The organism is Pseudomonas sp. N-1-13 (genome assembly GCF_057787095.1).
The window spans coordinates 1,322,395-1,335,709 of the sequence record NZ_JBYNRI010000001.1 but is presented as its reverse complement, the minus strand read 5'-3'; the positions used below and the strand labels follow the sequence as shown (position 1 = coordinate 1,335,709).

Genomic DNA, 13,315 nt, shown 5'->3' with positions numbered 1-13,315 from the left:
GAACAACAACCCACTCAACCAATGGATTTAACCGACATCTATCAAACTTAATAAGCAACTTCAATTCTTGTAAAAAACAACACTAAACCGAGTAACTTCAATTACGCGCCATTATCTTACGCAGGCTTTAGCGCGCCTCGTAATACATGAGAGACACATTACAATGAACATGATGAAAAACTTAATCCTCGCTCTGCTACTGGGACCGGCAGCCGTCGCCACCAGCCTGGCCAACACCGGCATCACCGTGGAGCTGGTAAACAAAACTTCTCACGCCTTGGAAATGACCAACATTTTAAGTGAGCAACCCACGCCCCCGGACATGTCCTTGAGCGCTTATGATGTCCCCGCCAAAACAACCCGCGAATTCTATTTCGCCCATAACAGGAAATTCACTTATCCCGCTGCTGGCTGGCAACCGACGCTGAGAAAAATCAAACCGATTGAATTAGTTCTCTCCTATCAAATGAGCACCTTCAACTTCGGCTGCCAAATGCAAACCCGCTTTGAAGCCCCCATCGGTTTTGGCGTCCTGGAATCCAGTTACAGGCCAAACAGGAAAAGCAAAACTGCGTATACCGGCAATGGTGAATACACCTGCCGCTCGGAAATCTTCCAGAAGATGCTCGAACCCCCTTTCAACTATTCCGTGCGCCTCATTGTTGAATAAACCAGAGGGTCGGTAACAGGCCGGCACGACAAGTACAGGCGCCTCAATGGCGCCGGTACATCAACACGCCATAATCCTCCTGCACAATAGCGACTCGCGAGCGATCAACGTGTCTGCAGTTCGTCTATAAATGACTCTGCCGGGATCAAGGCCCGGCGGGGTCCTCGCCGTTCAGCTATTGACACAAACCGATGAAATTGAGCATTTTGTTTTATTTGCGCAGGTTGGGGCTCAGGTGCAGCATATCCAGCCCGATCTCCACCCAGCGCTCGGCCTCACCCGCCAGTGCGAAGCTGTCGGGAGCCAGTAGCCACTGGTACAAAATGCCGTCGATGTAGGCATGTATGGCGACCGCTGCCCTTTCGGGATCCAGATCGTCCGGCAACTGGCCACGCTTCATCGCATTGCGCAACGACAACGCGATACGCACGTTGCAATCGAGACTGACCTGGCGCCGCTGCTGGCGCAAATCGCACATTTCATCGGTGAATTCGCACTTATGAAACAAAATCTCATTAATGCGTCGGGTTTTCGGGTCCAGGGCCACCTGTTGGAACAACCGCACCAGCAGCTTGCGAACACAACCCAGGGGGTCAAGCTCCTCTTCACTTTCACTGGCGCGGGCCAGATCGTCGAGCGGCTCGTGCAACGTATCGAGCATGGCCTGGAGCAGGTCCGCCTTATTGCTGAAATGCCAGTAGATGGCACCGCGCGTTACACCGGCCAGCGTCGCGATGTCAGCCAGTGTCGTGCGGGCCACACCGCGCTCGAAAAAGGCTTTTTCGGCCGCTTCGAGTATCTGGCTGCGAGTCTCCAGAGCTTCCTCTTTGGTACGACGGACCATGGCAGTAAACACCTCAATCAGGATGCGTAAGCAATGCGTAAGGATCAACTGAACAAAATGTGAGGCGGCGTTCTTCACAACGCTTCTGCGACCTGCGCAGGCCTTTTGTCAGGCTTTTGTAAATACCGATGGTACGCAATTTGGGTGTTTACAAACAACCGTGTACGTAAGTATATTTCTTAGCATCCTACTAATTGTTTATCTCGCTCTTTTTCACCTTCCACTTTCTTGTGCGCCTCTTACGCGCCTGGACCCGAGGATTTCCATGCAATTCAAGCCAGCTGTTACCGCTCTGGTTACCGCCATCGCCCTGGCATCGCTGCTCAGCGGATGTAAAAAGGAAGAGGCGGCACCTGCCGCACCGGCTCCTCAGGTCGGCGTCGTAACCCTCAAGACCCAGCCGTTCACCCTGACGTCGGAGCTTCCCGGTCGCACCAGCGCGTTCCGCATCGCGGAAGTTCGCCCGCAAGTCAACGGCATCATCCTCAAGCGTCTGTTCAAGGAAGGTGCCGACGTCAAGGCTGGCCAGCAGCTGTATCAGATTGACCCGGCCATGTACGAAGCGACCCTCAAAAGCGCCGAAGCAAACCTGCGCTCAACCAAGTCCATTTCCGATCGCTATAAACAATTGGTGGACGAACAGGCCGTCAGCCGCCAGGAATACGACACCGCCTTGGCCAACCGCCTGGAGTCGGAAGCCAATCTGCAGACCGCCCAGATCAATGTGCGCTACACCAAGGTCTACGCACCGATTTCCGGTCGCATCGGTCGCTCCTCGGTGACAGAGGGTGCGCTGGTCAGCAACGGCCAGGCCGATGCCCTGGCAACCATTCAGCAACTGGACCCGATTTACGTCGACGTGACGCAGAGTTCCGTGGAACTGCTGCAACTGCGCCGTGAACTGGAAAGCGGCCGCCTGCAGAAGGCTGGCGACAACGCCGCCATGGTCAAACTGACCCTGGAAGACGGCAGCCAATATGCCCATGAGGGCAAGCTGGAGTTCTCCGAAGTGTCGGTCGACCAGACCACCGGTTCGGTAACCCTGCGCGCGGTGTTCCCTAACCCTGACCACACCCTGCTGCCGGGCATGTTCGTCCACGCGCAATTGCAGGCCGGGGTCAACAGCGCGGCGATTCTCGCGCCGCAGCAAGGCGTGACCCGCGACCTCAAAGGCATGCCGACCGCCCTGGTGGTGGGCCCGGACAACAAGGTCGAGCTGCGCCAGCTCAAGGCCAGCCGTACCGTCGGTAGCCAGTGGCTGATCGAAGACGGGCTCAAGGCTGGCGATCGTTTGATCACCGAAGGGTTGCAGTACGTACGGCCAGGGGTGGAAGTCAAAGCCACTGAGGCCACCAACGTTGGCGCAAAGAACCCGGCCCCCGCACAGGCAGCTGACAAAGCCGCCGGCGGCAAAGGGGAGTAAACCATGTCGAAATTTTTTATCGACCGTCCGATTTTCGCCTGGGTTATCGCCCTGGTGATCATGTTGGTCGGGGCCCTGTCGATCCTCAAATTGCCGATCAACCAATACCCCAGCATCGCGCCGCCGGCCATTGCGATCCAGGTCACCTACCCGGGCGCATCCGCGCAGACCGTGCAGGACACCGTGGTGCAGGTCATCGAGCAACAGCTCAACGGCATCGATAACCTGCGTTATGTCTCCTCGGAAAGTAACTCCGACGGCAGCATGACCATCACGGCGACCTTCGAACAAGGCACCAACTCCGATACCGCCCAGGTCCAGGTCCAGAACAAGTTGAACCTGGCCACCCCGCTGCTGCCGCAAGAAGTGCAGCAACAGGGCATCCGCGTGACCAAGTCAGTGAGAAACTTCCTGATGGTGATCGGCGTGGTGTCGCGCGACGGCAGCATGACCCGGGAAGACCTGTCCAACTACATCGTGTCCAACATGCAGGACCCGATCTCGCGCACAGCCGGTGTCGGTGACTTCCAGGTCTTCGGTGCCCAGTACGCAATGCGAATCTGGCTCGACCCGGCCAAGCTGAATAACTACAGCCTGACCCCGGTAGATGTGACCAACGCCATTTCCGCGCAGAACGTCCAGATCGCGTCCGGCCAACTCGGCGGCTTGCCTGCCCTGCCCGGTCAGCAACTGAACGCCACCATTATTGGCAAGACCCGCCTGCAGACCGCCGAACAGTTCAAGGCCATCTTGCTCAAGGTCAATCCGGATGGCTCGCAAGTGCGCGTCGGCGACGTGGCAGATGTCGCCCTGGGCGGCGAGAGCTACAGCATCAATGCCCAGTTCAACGGTGCCCCGGCCTCCGGTCTGGCAGTGAGACTGGCCACCGGTGCCAACGCCCTCGACACGGCCAAGGCCCTGCGCCAGACCGTCGAAGATCTCAAGCCGTTCTTCCCGCAAGGCCTGGAAGTGGTGTTCCCCTACGACACCACACCGGTGGTGAGCGAGTCGATCAAGGGTGTGGTTGAAACTCTGATCGAAGCGGTTGCCCTGGTGTTCCTGGTGATGTTCCTGTTCCTGCAGAACTTCCGCGCCACCATCATCACCACGATGACGGTGCCGGTGGTATTGCTCGGCACTTTCGGGATCCTCGCGGCATTCGGCTTCAGCATCAACACCCTGACCATGTTCGGCATGGTGCTGGCCATCGGTTTGCTGGTGGACGATGCCATCGTCGTGGTGGAGAACGTCGAACGGGTCATGAGTGAAGAAGGCCTGTCACCCAAGGAAGCCACCAAGAAATCCATGGGCCAGATCCAGGGCGCCCTGGTGGGTATCGCTCTGGTGCTCTCGGCGGTACTGCTGCCGATGGCGTTTTTTGGCGGCTCCACCGGCGTGATCTACAAGCAGTTCTCCATCACCATCGTCTCGGCCATGGCCCTGTCGGTACTGGTGGCCCTGATTTTCACTCCGGCCCTGTGCGCCACCATGCTCAAGCCCATTCCCAAGGGTGAGCACGGCACGCCGAAACGCGGCTTCTTCGGCTGGTTCAACCGCACCTTCGACCGCGGCGTCAGAAGCTACGAGCGCGGCGTGGGCAACATGCTCAAGCACAAGGCGCCGTACCTGCTGGCCTATGTGATCATCGTGGTTGGCATGGTCTGGCTGTTCACCCGCATCCCGACGGCGTTCCTGCCGGAAGAAGACCAGGGCGTGCTGTTTGCCCAGGTACAGACCCCGGCCGGTTCCAGCGCCGAACGGACCCAGGTGGTGGTGGACAACATGCGCGAGTTCCTGCTGCGTCCAAGCAAGGATGGCGGTGAAGGCGATGGCGTGGCCTCGGTGTTCACCGTGACCGGCTTCAACTTCGCTGGTCGTGGCCAGAGCTCCGGCCTGGCGTTCATCATGCTCAAGCCGTGGGAAGAGCGTGACGCTGAGAACACCGTGTTCAAAATCGCTGGCCGCGCCCAGCAACACTTCTTCACCTTCCGCGACGCAATGGTGTTTGCCTTCGCTCCGCCGGCGGTGATGGAACTGGGTAACGCCACCGGTTTCGACGTGTTCCTGCAGGACCGCGCCGGCATCGGCCATGAGAAGCTGATGGAAGCCCGTAACCAGTTCCTGGGCATGGCTTCCCAGAGCAAGATTCTCTCCCAGGTGCGTCCGAACGGCCTGAATGACGAGCCGCAGTACCAGTTGGAAATCGATGACGAGAAGGCCAGCGCCCTGGGCATCACCCTCTCGGACATCAACAACACCCTGTCGGTTGCCCTGGGCAGTAGCTACGTGAACGACTTCATCGACCGTGGTCGGGTGAAGCGGGTGTACGTCCAAGGTCAGCCGAATGCACGCATGAGCCCCGAAGACCTGCAGAAGTGGTATGTGCGCAACAGCGCCGGGACTATGGTGCCGTTCAGCGCATTCGCCAAGGGCGAGTGGGTCTACGGCTCGCCGAAACTGGCCCGTTACAACGGCGTGGAAGCGATGGAAATTCTGGGGTCGCCGGCCCCGGGTTACTCCACCGGTGAAGCCATGGCCGAAGTCGAGGCCATCGCCCAGAAACTGCCGGCCGGCGTCGGTATTTCCTGGACGGGTCTGTCCTACGAGGAACGTCTTTCCGGCTCCCAGGCGCCTGCGTTGTACGCCTTGTCGCTGCTGATGGTATTCCTCTGCCTGGCTGCGCTGTATGAAAGCTGGTCGATTCCGATCGCGGTCATGCTCGTGGTACCACTGGGGATCATCGGTGCCTTGATGGCGACCAGCCTGCGCGGCCTGTCCAACGACGTGTACTTCCAGGTGGGCTTGTTGACGACCATCGGTCTGGCGGCGAAAAACGCTATTCTGATCGTGGAATTCGCCAAGGAACTCCACGAACAGGGCCGCACGCTGGTGGAAGCCGCCATTGAAGCCTGTAGGATGCGTCTAAGGCCGATCATCATGACGTCCCTGGCGTTCGTTCTCGGCGTGGTGCCGTTGGCGATTTCCACCGGCGCAGGTTCAGGCAGCCAGCACGCCATCGGCACCGGTGTGATCGGCGGTATGTTGACCGCCACCATCCTGGCGATTTTCTGGGTGCCATTGTTCTTCGTGACTGTGTCGTCGATAGGCCGTCGCAAAAATATCGACCAGGACGACACTCCTGAAACTTCTAAAGAGGCTGGCCAATGAGCAAGTCGCTCCTCTCTCTGACCATCGCCGCCGTCGTGCTCAGCGGCTGCTCGCTGATCCCCGATTATCAGCGGCCCGAAGCACCGGTCGCCACGCAGTACCCGCAAGGTCCGGCCTACGAGCCGGCCAAGGCGGCCAGCCAGGCCGCCGCCGAACAGGGCTGGAAACAGTTTTTCCATGACCCGGCCTTGCAACAGCTGATCCAGGTTGCCCTGGAAAACAACCGCGACCTGCGCGTCGCGGCGCTGAATATCGATGCTTACGCCGCGCAATACCGCATCCAGCGGGCGGACCTGTTCCCGGCGGTCTCGGCCACCGGTTCCGGCAGCCGTCAGCGAGTACCGGCACGGGCGTCGCAAACCGGTGAGGCAGCCATCAGCAGCTCCTACTCCGCGACCCTGGGCATCAGTGCTTATGAACTGGACTTGTTTGGCCGGGTGCGCAGCCTGAGCGAGCAAGCGTTGCAAAGCTACTTCGCCACCGAAGAGGCCCGTCGCAGTACCCAGATCAGCCTGGTGGCCAGCGTTGCCAACGCCTACCTGACCTGGCAGGCCGACAAGGAACTGCTCAAGCTGACCCAGGAAACCCTGGGCACCTACGAGCAAAGCCTCAAGCTGACCTCCCGCAGCGCCGAAGTCGGCGTGGCCTCGGCCCTGGACCTGAGCCAGGCACGCACGGCGGTGGAAAACGCCCGCGTACAACTGGCGCGCTATACCCGCCAGGTGGCTCAGGATGAAAACAGCCTGACCCTGCTGCTGGGCACTGGTCTGCCGTCCAACCTGAGCACCCAACCGCTGAGCGATGACCTGCTCAGCGAAGTGCCGGCGGGGTTGCCGTCAGACCTGTTGCAACGTCGCCCGGACATCCTCCAGGCCGAACGCAACCTGCTGGCCGCCAACGCCAACATCGGCGCCGCACGGGCCGCGTTCTTCCCCAGCATCAGCCTGACGGCCAACGCCGGCACCCTGAGCCCGGACCTGTCCGGCCTGTTCAAGGGCGGTTCGGGCACCTGGACCTTCGCCCCGCAAATCAACCTGCCGATCTTCAACGCCGGCAGCCTGCGGGCAAGCCTGGATTACGCCAAAATCCAGAAAGACATCAACGTCGCCAATTACGAGAAGTCGATTCAGACCGCGTTTCAGGAAGTCTCCGACGGCCTGGCCGCACGCCGGACCTACAATGAACAGTTGCAGGCCCAGACCGCCTTCGTCGCCGCCAACCAGGACTACTACAGCCTGGCCGAGCGTCGCTATCGCATCGGTGTCGACAGCAACCTGACCTTCCTCGACGCCCAACGTCAGTTGTTCAGCGCCCAACAATCGCTGATCACCGACCGCCTGGCGCAACTGACCAGCGAGGTCAATCTGTACAAGGCGTTGGGCGGTGGTTGGAATGCCGAACCCGGCAAGAACGAACCGGTGGCGGAGAAAGCACCGCCGCTGAAATTGTTCTGACTTGATGCCTGAACGCTGAAACACGAAGCCCACCGAAAGGTGGGCTTTTTGTTTGTGCACGCTGTGTGGGAGCAAGGCTTGCCCGCGATGACGGCCTGACAGTCGGCCAGGGTTTTGTTGATTGCGTACATATCCGTTTCTGCGGTAACGGCCACTTAGGGTTCCGCCCTTACGGCGGGTCACTTTCGAAAATCCGGAAGCCGGCCCAGGCGAAAGTAAGCAAAACGCTTCTGCCCCACCACTCGGTGCCTCGCCTAGGCTCGGCATGCCCGCACTCCGGCATTGCTCCGTGGGCCCGCCGCGAAGGGCCATCCATGGCCCAGCGCGGCTACCTCGGCATCCATGCCGAGGTGCCCACTGCGCAATGCCTGCGTTCGGCCAGCGTGGTTAACGGGGCGCCCGAGATCAACGTCCACCGCGAGGCGGCCTGATAGCCGACCTGATTTTTGGTGATCGCGTTCCTCCTGTGGGAGCGAGCTTGCTCGCGAAGAGGCCAGCACATCCAACATCGCCGCAAACTGACCCTACGCTATCGCGAGCAGGCTCGCTCCCACATAGGTTTGCGGGTGTTCACAACATTCGCACACGATACAAAAACCTGTGGGAGCGAGCTTGTTCGCGATGACGCCAGCACATCCAACACCACCGCAAACTGTCCCTCCGCCATCGCGAGCAAGCTCGCTCCCACAGTTGGATCGGGGTATGGCCGGAGAGACAGGTCGGCTGTCAGACCGCCTTCGCGAGCGGGCTCGCTCTCACAATGGGATCGGCGTACGACCGGGAGAGCCAGGTCGGCTACTAGGCCGCCTCGCGGTGGACGTTGATCTCGGGCGCCCCGTTAACCACGCTGGCCGAACGCAGGCATTGCGCAGTGGGCATCCCGGCATGGATGCCGGGATAGCCGCGCTGGGCCATGGATGGCCCTTCGCGGCGGGCCCACGGAGCAATGCCGGAGTGAGGGCACACCGAGCCTAAGCGAGGTGCCGAGTGGTGGGGCAAGAGCGCTTTGGTTACTTTCGCCTGGGCCGGCTTCCGGATTTTCGAAAGTGACCCGCCGTAAGGGCGGAACCCTAAGTCGCCGTTACCGCGAAAATGGATATGTACTCAGTCAAAAACATCCTGGCCGACTGTAGGCCGCCATCGCGATCAGGCTCACTCCCACAAAGATCCAATCAGTTTTTGCCGTTCGATAATCGCCCAAAACCCGCAAACGACAATTGAACCGATCCCAGCCGGCCCTTCACCATCCCTGGCACAAAACCAATAACAACAGGTTCGATGCCATGCCCATAGACCCCGCCTCATCCGGCTGATCCTTCGATCGCCTTACCGTCCAGCTCCACCGTGCCGACTGCAACCCAAGGTTGCGGCAGCGACCCGCTTTGCCCACAAAAACTAGAGACATGCCCATGAAACCTACACAGCATTTATTCCCCAGTCTTATCGCTATCGCCCTGTCTGGTGCCACCCTGCCCGTCCTGGCCACAGAGTCGGGTTTTGTCGAGGACGCCAAGGTCAATCTCAACCTGCGCAACTTCTACATCAACCGCAATTTCACCAACCCGGCTAACGCCCAAGGCAAAGCCGAGGAATGGACCCAGAGTTTCATTCTCGACGCCAAGTCCGGCTTCACTCAGGGCACAGTGGGTTTCGGTATGGACGTGCTGGGCATGTACTCGCTCAAGCTCGACGGTGGTCGCGGCACCGCCAATACCGGATTGTTGCCGGTTCATGACGGGGGCCACCCGGCCGATGACTTCGGTCGCCTGGGTGTCGCACTCAAAGCCAAGGTGTCGAAAACTGAGCTGAAAGTGGGCGAATGGATGCCGGTGCTGCCAATCCTGCGCTCTGACGATGGCCGCTCCCTGCCGCAGACTTTCCGCGGTGGTCAGGTCACCTCCACCGAGATCAACGGCCTGAGCCTGTACGGCGGCCAGTTCCGCGCCAACAGCCCGCGTAACGACGCGAGCATGGAAGACATGTCGATGAACGGCCGCGGTGCGTTCACGTCCGACCGCTTCAATTTCGGCGGCGGCGAATACGCTTTCAACGACAAGCGCACTCAGGTCGGCGTCTGGTACGCGGAACTGTCGGACATCTACCAGCAAAAATATTTCAACCTGACCCACAGCCAGCCCATCGGTGACTGGACCCTGGGCGCCAACCTGGGCTACTTCATCGGCAAGGAAGAAGGCAGTGCCCTGGCGGGCGACCTGGACAACAAGACCGCGTTCGCCATGCTCTCGGCCAAATACGGTGGCAACACCTTCTACGTCGGCCTGCAAAAACTCAGCGGCGACGATGGCTGGATGCGCGTCAACGGCACCAGCGGCGGCACCCTGGCCAACGACAGCTACAACTCCAGCTACGACAACGCCCAGGAAAAATCCTGGCAAGTGCGCCACGACTTCAACTTCGCCGCCGTCGGCGTACCGGGCCTGACCCTGATGAACCGCTACATCAGCGGTGACAACGTACACACAGGCACCATCACCGACGGTAAGGAATGGGGTCGCGAAAGCGAACTGGCCTACACCGTACAGAGCGGTGCGTTGAAGAGCCTCAATGTGAAATGGCGTAATTCGACGATGCGTCGGGATTACAGCACCAATGAGTTCGATGAGAACCGGCTGATCGTCAGCTATCCGATCAGCTTGTTGTAAAAGCCAAACATAAGTGGAGGCTGTACCGGCGTCATCGCGAGCAGGCTCGCTCCCACAGGGGGATCAGCGTTGAGCATAAAATTTGTGCTCACTGAAGATCCAGTGTGGGAGCGAGCCTGCTCGCGATGGCGTCATCACATTCAACATCGATGCAAGCTGACCCACCGCTTTCGCGAGCAGGCTCGCTCCCACAGGGGGATCAGTGTCGAGCATAAAATTTGTGTTCACTGAAGATCCAGTGTGGGAGCGAGCCTGCTCGCGATGGCGTCATCACATTCAACATCGATGCAAGCTGACCCACCGCTTTCGCGAGCAAGCCCGCTCCCACAGGGGATCAGCGTCGAGCATAAAATTTGTACTCACTGAAGATCCAGTGTGGGAGCGAGCCTGCTCGCGATGGCGTCATCACATTCAACATCATCGCCAACTGACCCACCGCTTTCGCGAGCAAGCTTTGCTCCCCCAGTCTTGACTTCCACAGGGATTGGCGGTGGATCTCAAGCCCGTGATTCGACGCCCAGTTCATCCCACACCGACTCGGCCAGGTGGAAGGTGGCGTTGGCCGCGGGGATGCCGCAATAGATAGCACTCTGCATGATCACTTCCTTGATCTCGCTGCGGCTCACACCATTATTGGCAGCAGCGCGCAGGTGCAGTTTGAGTTCTTCGCTGCGGTTCATGCCGATCAGCATGGCGATGGTGATCAGGCTGCGGGTGTGGCGCGGCAGGCCGGGGCGGGTCCATATGTCGCCCCAGGCATGACGAGTGATCATCTCCTGGAATTCGCTGTTGAACTCAGTCAAGGCATTCAGGCTGCGGTCGACGTGGGCATCGCCCAGCACCGCGCGGCGTACTTGCATGCCTTCGTCGTAACGTTGTTTCTCGTCCACAGAATACTCCCTCAAGAACGACTGGAATCCAGCAGGAAAGCCAGCACCCGTTCGCTGAACGCAGCGCCGGCCTGGACGTTGGACAGATGCGCGGCATGGAATTCGGCGTATTCGGCGCCGTTGACCCGCTCCTGGATAAAGTGCCCGCCCGACGGTGGGGTCACGGCATCTTCGGTGCCGGCGACCACCAACAGCGGCACGCGAATCGAGGACAACTGCTCGCGGAAATCGGCATCGCGCACCGCCGCGCAGTTAGCCGCGTAGCCCTGGGGCGAAGTGGCAGCAAGCATGTCGGTGATTCTCCTGACCTTCTCTGGATGAGCCTGGGCAAAGTCCGGCGTGAACCAACGAGCAATCGAGGCATCCCGTAGCGCGACCATCGCCGCCTTGCCATCACGCAGTACGGTTTCGATCCGCGGGTCCCATACGGATGGGTCGCCGATCTTGGCGGCGGTGTTGCACACCACCAGTTTGTGCAGCCGCTCACCGGCATTGATCCCCAGCCATTGGCCGATCAATCCGCCCATGGACAACCCACAGAAATGCACCTTGTCGATGTTCAGCTGATCGAGCATCGCCAGCACGTCGCGGCCCAGTTGGTCGATGCTGTACGGCCCTTCAGTCACCAAGGATTGACCGTGCCCGCGCGTGTCAAAACGCAACACGCCAAAGTGTTCACTGAAGGCGGCGATCTGCTCGTCCCACATGTGCAGGTCGGTGCCCAGGGAGTTGGAGAGCACCAGCACCGGGCCATCCTGCGGTCCATCGAAACAATAGTTCAGTTCGCCTTCGGCGAGTTTGACGAATCCCACAACAGTCTCCTTTCAGGCGTTCAAGGCAAGGTGTTCAGCCACCGCGCGCGCGACCCAGGTCTGGGCCTGGCCGAGGTAGTGGGCGGGGTCGAGCAAATGATCCAGCTCAGCGGCAGACAACTGCGCAGTGACTTGGGGCTCGTCCCCCAACACGTCCCGCAAATGACGTTGTTCAGCCACGGCGCGTTTGCAACATTGCTCCAACAGATGATGCGCAGTGTCGCGTCCGACCCGCTGGGCCAGGACGATGCTCACCGCCTCGGCCAGCACCAGCCCTTGGGTCAGTTCCAGATTGCGAGCCATGCGCGCCGCGTCCACTTCCAGACCTTCGGCCAGCAGCCGCGCCTGTTGCAGGGCGCCGGACACCAGGCAGCAGATCTCCGGCAAGGTTTCCCATTCGGCGTGCCACAGGCCCAGGCTGCGTTCGTGCTCCTGGGGCATGGCGCTGAACAGCGTCGACAACAGGCCAGGGACTCGGGTCGCCGCACCGATCAGCACCGCCGCGCCCACCGGGTTACGTTTGTGCGGCATGGTGGACGAACCGCCCTTGCCCGGCGCCGAGGGTTCGAACGCTTCACCGGCCTCGGTCTGCATCAACAAGCTGATGTCGCGGCCCAGTTTGCCCAGGCTGCCGGCGATCAACCCCAGTACCGAACCGAACTCAACCAGGCGATCGCGTTGGGTGTGCCACGGCTGCTCCGGCAAGCTCAGTTGCAGCTCGGCGGCCAGGGCTTCGGCGATGGGCAAGGCCTGCTCACCCAGTGCGGCGAGCGTTCCTGAGGCACCACCGAACTGCAACACCAGCAAGCGCGGCTTGAGTTCATTCAGGCGCTGGCGGCTACGGGTGATGGCTCCCAGCCAACCGGCGATTTTCATGCCCAGGGTCACCGGTGTTGCGTGTTGCAACCAAGTGCGCCCGGCCAATGGCGTGGCGGCGTAGCGTTCGGCTTGGCGGGCGAGAATCGTGGCCAGTTGCGCCAGTTCGCCTTCGATCAAACCCAGTGCCTGGCGCAGTTGCAGCACCAACCCACTGTCCATCACGTCCTGACTGGTAGCCCCCAGGTGCACGTAGCGCTCAGCCTCGGCGTCTTGCGCGGCAATGCGCTTGCCAAGGGCCTTGACCAGTGGAATCGCCGAATTACCCGCCGTGGCAATCGCCTCGCTCAACGCCGAAAAATCGTACAACTGCGCGTCACAGGCCTTCTCGATCGGAGCCACTGCACTGACAGGGATCAAGCCCACCTTCGCTTCAGCCCGGGCCAGCGCCGCCTCGACATCGAGCATGGCCTGCACCCGGCCCGCATCACAAAACACCTCGCGCATGTGGCGGGTGGTGAAGTAGGCATCAAAGAGCTGATTACCCGGTCGTTCGCTCATAAAAAGTCCTTGGG

At 60.4% G+C, this 13,315-nt stretch carries 9 protein-coding genes; 5 read left to right on the top strand and 4 right to left on the bottom strand.

All coding sequences use genetic code 11. The features are described 5' to 3' along the window. Positions 1–163: 163 nt before the first annotated feature. A complete protein-coding gene (locus AC3I65_RS06140; protein ID WP_047228029.1) occupies positions 164–670 on the top strand; it encodes a hypothetical protein in 507 nt (168 codons plus the stop codon). A 211-nt stretch (positions 671–881) separates the two neighbouring features. Here the strand turns inward: AC3I65_RS06140 and AC3I65_RS06135 are convergent, their stop codons facing one another. After that, complete coding sequence (locus AC3I65_RS06135; RefSeq protein ID WP_047228030.1) at positions 882–1,514, bottom strand: TetR family transcriptional regulator; 633 nt, start codon at positions 1,512–1,514, stop codon at positions 882–884. A gap of 265 nt (positions 1,515–1,779) precedes the next feature. Here AC3I65_RS06135 and AC3I65_RS06130 point away from each other — a divergent pair, with 265 nt between their 5' ends. From AC3I65_RS06130 to AC3I65_RS06115, 4 genes are all read left to right on the top strand, one after another. Continuing rightward, positions 1,780–2,937: an efflux RND transporter periplasmic adaptor subunit gene (locus tag AC3I65_RS06130; RefSeq protein ID WP_047228031.1), complete on the top strand. Its 1,158-nt coding sequence runs from the start codon at positions 1,780–1,782 to the stop codon at positions 2,935–2,937. A 3-nt stretch (positions 2,938–2,940) separates the two neighbouring features. Continuing rightward, positions 2,941–6,105, top strand: a complete 3,165-nt coding sequence (emhB, locus tag AC3I65_RS06125) for an efflux RND transporter permease subunit EmhB (protein ID WP_047228032.1) — start codon at positions 2,941–2,943, stop codon at positions 6,103–6,105. Then, positions 6,102–7,559, top strand: a complete 1,458-nt coding sequence (gene adeC / locus AC3I65_RS06120; RefSeq protein WP_047228033.1) for an AdeC/AdeK/OprM family multidrug efflux complex outer membrane factor — start codon at positions 6,102–6,104, stop codon at positions 7,557–7,559. The genes emhB and adeC overlap by 4 nt, the downstream gene beginning before the upstream one ends. A 1,409-nt stretch (positions 7,560–8,968) precedes the next feature. Beyond that, positions 8,969–10,222, top strand: a complete 1,254-nt coding sequence (locus tag AC3I65_RS06115) for an OprD family porin (protein WP_488523546.1) — start codon at positions 8,969–8,971, stop codon at positions 10,220–10,222. Positions 10,223–10,719: 497 nt separating this feature from the next. Here AC3I65_RS06115 and pcaC read toward each other — a convergent pair whose 3' ends face one another. Genes pcaC through AC3I65_RS06100 form a run of 3 tightly spaced genes read right to left on the bottom strand, consistent with a single transcriptional unit; the run spans position 10,720 to position 13,301 of the window. After that, entirely contained in the window at positions 10,720–11,112 is a 393-nt protein-coding gene (gene pcaC, locus AC3I65_RS06110) for a 4-carboxymuconolactone decarboxylase (protein ID WP_047228308.1), read from the bottom strand. A gap of 11 nt (positions 11,113–11,123) precedes the next feature. Further along, a complete protein-coding gene (pcaD, locus tag AC3I65_RS06105) occupies positions 11,124–11,924 on the bottom strand; it encodes a 3-oxoadipate enol-lactonase (protein ID WP_274090903.1) in 801 nt (266 codons plus the stop codon). Between the two features lie 12 nt (positions 11,925–11,936). Then, complete coding sequence (locus tag AC3I65_RS06100) at positions 11,937–13,301, bottom strand: 3-carboxy-cis,cis-muconate cycloisomerase (RefSeq protein WP_488523545.1); 1,365 nt, start codon at positions 13,299–13,301, stop codon at positions 11,937–11,939. Positions 13,302–13,315: the final 14 nt, after the last annotated feature.

Excerpts from the sequence above, each read along its gene's own strand:
- AC3I65_RS06140 (WP_047228029.1), top strand. The coding sequence starts at position 164 with ATGAACATGATGAAAAACTTAATCCTCGCTCTGCTACTGGGACCGGCA.
- AC3I65_RS06135 (WP_047228030.1), bottom strand. The coding sequence starts at position 1,514 with ATGGTCCGTCGTACCAAAGAGGAAGCTCTGGAGACTCGCAGCCAGATA.
- AC3I65_RS06130 (WP_047228031.1), top strand. The coding sequence starts at position 1,780 with ATGCAATTCAAGCCAGCTGTTACCGCTCTGGTTACCGCCATCGCCCTG.
- emhB (WP_047228032.1), top strand. The coding sequence starts at position 2,941 with ATGTCGAAATTTTTTATCGACCGTCCGATTTTCGCCTGGGTTATCGCC.
- adeC (WP_047228033.1), top strand. The coding sequence starts at position 6,102 with ATGAGCAAGTCGCTCCTCTCTCTGACCATCGCCGCCGTCGTGCTCAGC.
- AC3I65_RS06115 (WP_488523546.1), top strand. The coding sequence starts at position 8,969 with ATGAAACCTACACAGCATTTATTCCCCAGTCTTATCGCTATCGCCCTG.
- AC3I65_RS06100 (WP_488523545.1), bottom strand. The coding sequence starts at position 13,301 with ATGAGCGAACGACCGGGTAATCAGCTCTTTGATGCCTACTTCACCACC.